General features: G+C 70.3%; 4 protein-coding genes. 3 read left to right on the top strand and 1 reads right to left on the bottom strand.

What is annotated here, in order from left to right:
• Both ACYVJE_RS22955 and ACYVJE_RS22950 read left to right on the top strand, forming a co-directional pair.
• Positions 1-395, top strand: a 395-nt coding sequence (locus ACYVJE_RS22955; protein WP_461146120.1) for a GNAT family N-acetyltransferase, incomplete at its 5' end; no start/stop codon positions are given.
• Positions 396-559: 164 nt separating this feature from the next.
• A complete protein-coding gene (locus ACYVJE_RS22950) occupies positions 560-781 on the top strand; it encodes a hypothetical protein (protein WP_461146119.1) in 222 nt (73 codons plus the stop codon).
• Between the two features lie 114 nt (positions 782-895).
• Here the strand turns inward: ACYVJE_RS22950 and ACYVJE_RS22945 are convergent, their stop codons facing one another.
• The gene (locus ACYVJE_RS22945; protein WP_461146118.1) at positions 896-1,831 is read right to left on the bottom strand and encodes a macrolide family glycosyltransferase; all 936 of its coding nucleotides are present in this window, start codon (positions 1,829-1,831) and stop codon (positions 896-898) included.
• A 607-nt stretch (positions 1,832-2,438) separates the two neighbouring features.
• On the opposite strand from ACYVJE_RS22945, the gene ACYVJE_RS22940 reads away from it, so the two are divergent.
• Complete coding sequence (locus ACYVJE_RS22940; RefSeq protein ID WP_461146117.1) at positions 2,439-4,328, top strand: prolyl oligopeptidase family serine peptidase; 1,890 nt, start codon at positions 2,439-2,441, stop codon at positions 4,326-4,328.
• Positions 4,329-5,071 lie beyond the last annotated feature (743 nt).

Here is a 5,071-nt window from a genome sequence, read left to right as displayed (position 1 = left end):
CCCCCTCCCTGGTCACCGAGCAGATCGACTCGATCATCACGCCCGGGCTCATCGCGGGCAGCCTGGCGGTGCTGGCGATCGCCGACAACACCTCGGACGAATTCCTCGGCAGCGTCGTGCTGTTCGACATCGCCGAGGACCGCGCGGAAATCGGGTTCTGGCTCGCCGCAACTGCCCGTGGTCGCGGAGCTGCGCAACAGGCTGTGGAGTGCGCGGTCGAACTCGGCACCCGCATGGGACTTCGCGAGCTGTACGCCCGGACTGTCGACGACAACACGGCCTCCGTGCGCACGCTGACCAGCGCGGGCTTCGCTCCTCGCGGGAACGCGGAAACGGGAACCGCACCTTCAGGCGAGCAAGCCCTCCTGCAGCACTACACCCGCCGCAGCCTCTGAGACACCGACCGTTGCCCAGCGCGGAAGCCAACCCACGCACGCGGCGGGAACACGACGCAAGGGGATCCCGTCGTGAGTCGTCTGCTCAGGCGAGGGGCGGGCACGGTGCTCGCCGTGATCGCGTCGTGCAGCAGGCTGGCCGTGGTGCCGGTGAGGGGTGGGCCGTGGCCAAGACAGACCACCCCGGCATCGAGTCCGCCCAGGCGCCGGAACGAGTGGCGGACCAGCTCACGGTCGGTGTTGCACGGTCCGCGGACCACCTGCCCGCCGTGCTCGGCGACGATCTCGCCGATGAGCGTCTTCGCGTGTCCCGGGCGCCATGCAACGCCGCAGTAGTTCCCGACTGTCCAGAGGTCGCCCTCGGTTCTTTGGCCGTGCAGGCGTAGGCGGCAATGCCCGTGCCAAACTGGGCGCACGGCGTCGACGTTCTCGGCGAACAGGTGCAGCGCCAGGTCAACACCAATCACGACCGGGCGCGTTCGAGGTGCGCTTCGATCTCGTCAGCTCCGCGCGGTGCCGCCGCTGCAGGCGATGGCGCGGCGCATCCGTGCCAGGTTCGCCGCGACGTCGGCGCTGGCGGCCACCTCGTCGACGGTGGCCCGCAGCGTCTCGGCGGTCACCGCCTCGGGATCGAGGCGCTGACCGATCCCGAGCTGTTGGATGCGCTCGGCGTTGACGGCTTGCTCCGGCATCTGCGGCAGCGTGATCAACGGGACGCCGGCGGAGACCTCCGTGGTGGAGCCCATCCCGGCATGGCTCACGAACGCCGCCGCGCGGGCCAACACCGCCGGCTGCGGGAACCAGGGCCACACGTCCACCGTCGCCGGCACCGGGCCCAGCTCGGCCGGATCGGTCTGGCCGATGGTCATCGCCACCTGCCAGAGGCCGTCGCCGAACGCGTCGATGCAGGTCCGGTAGAACTCGGGATGCTCGGTGAAGATCGACCCCAGCGACACGTACAGCACCGGGCGCTCGGTGTCGGGCGGCGACCACGACTGGGTCCGGGCGCGGCGTCCCACCATGGGGCCGAGGAACTGAAACCGGTCGTCGAAGCTGTCGCCGGCAGGTTGGAATTCCCGCGGCACGAACACCAGGTTCAGCGCCTCGGTGACATCGGAGGTGGCCGGGACGTCGAGGTCGACGTCGTGCTCGGCGGCGAAGGTCGCCACGTCCTCGGCGAAGGCGGCCATCTCGGGATGCTCGGGCCCCAGCCCCGCGGTCAGCTGCTCGCTGACCTGGGCGTAGCTGTCGTTCTCGGCCAGGTTCGGGATCGTGCGCACCGCGGGGATGCCCAGCCGCGCGGGCCAGTGGGCGACGTCGTCGCACACCAGGTCCGGGCGCTGGGTGCGGCAGTGCTCGAGCAGCACGGGGTAGACCGCCGCCAGTGCGGCGAAGAGGTGTCGGAACCACAGCGCGATCACCTCGGGGGCCGACATCGGCTGGTGGGCGGAACGGGTCGAGTTCCGGCAGCTGGACCCATCCCGCTCCCGCCCCGGTCGCCGTCTTGGCGAACTCTCCGCTGGTCGCATAATCCACCCGGTGGCCCCGCCGCACGAGCTCCTCGACCAGCGGCACCGTCGGCGTGACATGCCCGTGCCCGGCCAGGGCCACGGACAACAGGCGCTTCGACACTCCTCAATAGTACGAGCCGGACGCGTCCCGAAGGGACACGTTTCTCGCACCGCTCCTGCCGTGTCGCCGTGGTCCGCGCCGAGGACTGCTCCACCCCCATCAACGACCATTGATCACACGCGTGGTCTGCCGCGACCTCCGGTCGTGCGGCTCCGCTGCTCGGCAGCGACCGGTCGCGGTGACCCGCACCTGCCGGCACGCGCCTGCGGGCCTGACATCCTCCTGCTGTACCCGCGCTGCCGGCGCAGTGTTCGCCCTGAGCAATGTCGCTCGACCCAGCCCCGCCCGGTGGTCGATCCTCGGGTGATGAGCGTTCCCGCCCAGACCGCCCCAGCCGCCCCGGCGTCGGCGGCGACCAGCCCCGGCGCTGCGCGTCCGGTCGAACCTGACGACTTGTTCCGGTTCCGGTTCGTGAGCGGTGCGGATCTGTCCCCGGACGGTCGCCAGGTGGTGATGGCCGTGATCCGCAGTGACCTCGAGGCCAACACCGACCACGTCGACCTGGTGCTGCTCGATGTCGCCACCGGGGAGCAGCGGGCCCTGACGCAGGTCGATGCGGCCAACACCGCCCCGGCGATCTCGCCGGATGGGCACGAGGTGGCGTTTCTGTCCACTCGCGACGGGCCCGCACAGCTGTACGTGCTGGCGCTGACCGGAGGAGAGGCCCGGGCGGTGACTGCGATGCCCCGCGGGATTACTGGCGGGCCGGTGTGGTCGCCCGACGGCAGCCGGATCGCGTTCACCGCACACGGGCCCGGCGAGGCCCGCGACCCGTCGGCGCCCTACCGGGTCCGCCGCCCGCTCTGGCACGCCGAGGGGCTCGGGGTCGTCGACGACCAGCTCCACGAGATCTACGTGCTCGACCTCGCCTCCGAGGAGATCACTCAGCTCACCGACGACGCCCTGCTCAACGCCGAACCCCGCTGGGCCCCGGACGGGCAGGCGCTCGTGTTCACCTCCTCGTTCGACCCCGAGACCACCGAACGCGAAACCCAGCTGCGCCGCGTCGACCTCGACGGCACGGTCACCGACCTCGCCCGGGGAGGTGTCGTCGCCGGCCACGCCGTCTGCCCGGACGGACGCGTCGTCTACGTGCTCACCAGCGAGATCGGCCGCCCGCCCGGCACCCGCTCGGACCTGTGGATCCACGACCCCGCCACCGGCACCGACCGCCGCCTCACCGCGGACCTCGACGGCGACGTCGCCGGCCTGCTGGCCTCCGATCTGCCCTCGAGCGCGCTGACCACGGGAACGGTGTGCCTCGCCGGGGACTCCCAGCACGCCTACGTGTCAGCTCAGCGGGGCGGAGAGGTCCACGTCATCGAGGTCCACCTCGACGAGGCCACCGGTCACCGGCGGGTGCTGGCCGGCCCGCGGCTCTGCGCCCCGCTCGCCCTGCGCGGAACGCAGCTGCTCACGGCGGTGTTCACTCCGCACCTGCCCGGCGACCTCGTCCTCGCCGACATCGCGACCAGCGCCGAACAGCGCCTGACCCGGCTCAACGACGAGCTGCTCGCTGAACTCGAGCTGCCTGAACTGCACGCGCTGAAGTTCACCAGCAGCGATGGCACCCCGGTCGAGGGCTGGTACCTCGCGCCGCTGCGAGGCAGCCGGCCGCATCCCACGCTGCTGGCGATCCACGGCGGACCCCACGCCGGGTGGGGCCACACCTTCGCGTTCGACTTCCTCATGCTCACCGGCGCCGGCTACGGAGTGCTCTACCTCAACCACCGCGGCTCCACCGGCTACGGCGACGCCTTCGCCACTGCCATCAACACCGACTGGGGCCACCTCGACTGCGAAGACCTCCTCGCCGGCACCGACCACGCCAGCGCCGAAGGCCTGGCCGACCCCGAGCGGCTCGGGGTGTTCGGCGTCTCCGGCGGCGGCACCCTGACCGGGATCCTGATCTCGCGCACCAACCGGTTCAAAGCCGCCAGCCCCGAAAACCCGCTGTTCAACTTCTTCAGCATCTACGGCAGCAGCGACCTGGGACTCTTCGTCGGCCACACCTCCATGGGCGGCCCGCCGCACGAGCAGTTCGAGGCCTACCGGCGCAGCTCGCCGATCTTCGAAGCGCACCGCTGCACCACCCCGACGCTGTTCCTCCAACACGAGGGGGACCACCGCACCCCGCCCGAGCAGACGGAGCAGTTCTACGCCGTCCTCAAGGCCCAAGGCGTTCCCGCCGAAATGCTGCGTTTCCCGAACACCGGCCACGACGGCTCCCTGCTCGGCCCGCTCACCCACCGCCGCGCCCAGAACGAAGCCCTCCTCGACTGGATGCAACGCCACGTGTAGGCTCTGGAAGAGATCCGGGATCGGACTGTTCCCGACCCGCCGGAGACCACGATCTTCTTGTCCTCCGAAACCATGCTGCGGAACCTGCAGCGTTGTCCGACACACCGGCCGGTTCCCAACCGCCCGGCGGGCGTGTTCAGCACGAACCGGTCGTGCCAGACCCTCCGCTACACTCGAAACCGCTGCTCAAGCAGCGTGGCGCCAGCCCTCCGGGGCTGGCGAGGATCGGGGTTATCCGGGACGGTGCACAGTCCCTCTCGTAGTGGAAGTCAATGGAAGTCGCAGTTCTTGGAAGGTGAGCCGGGCCAGTCTGGCCCAGAGCGCCAAGTCGGTCCCCTCATCACGGGAACAGCAGCTGCAGGCTGAGGTGCGACGAGCTGACGACCGCCCTGGGCGAGGCGCATGTCGAGGTGCGGACTTGGAAGAAGTCCGCGGAGAAGGCGGCTGACGGCCCGGGCGGCAGCCGGCCGGACGTGGAGCACCTGCCGTGTTGCCCTACTCACCGACGTGCAGACGACGGCGCAGCTGGTCACTCAGCGGGTCTGACCTTGGGAAACCGATCGGGTATCTCATCCCTGCCGTGAAGGCTCGGGACCTTGTCGTTCGCCTTGCTCGCTGGCGTCCTCGGCGGTTGCGCGTACCTTGGTTCCCACGTCGAGTTCGGCACGTTCGACTGCCAGCAGGTGCAGCGCTTCTTCGCTGAATACTTGTTGGCGGGGTGTCAGCAGGCTGACGAGTATGCC

Source organism: Salinifilum aidingensis (genome assembly GCF_054782015.1).
This window is presented reverse-complemented; position numbering and strand designations above follow the sequence as displayed.

Bases quoted from the DNA above. Each gene is read 5' to 3' on its own strand.
- ACYVJE_RS22945 (WP_461146118.1), bottom strand. From the start codon at position 1,831: ATGTCGGCCCCCGAGGTGATCGCGCTGTGGTTCCGACACCTCTTCGCC.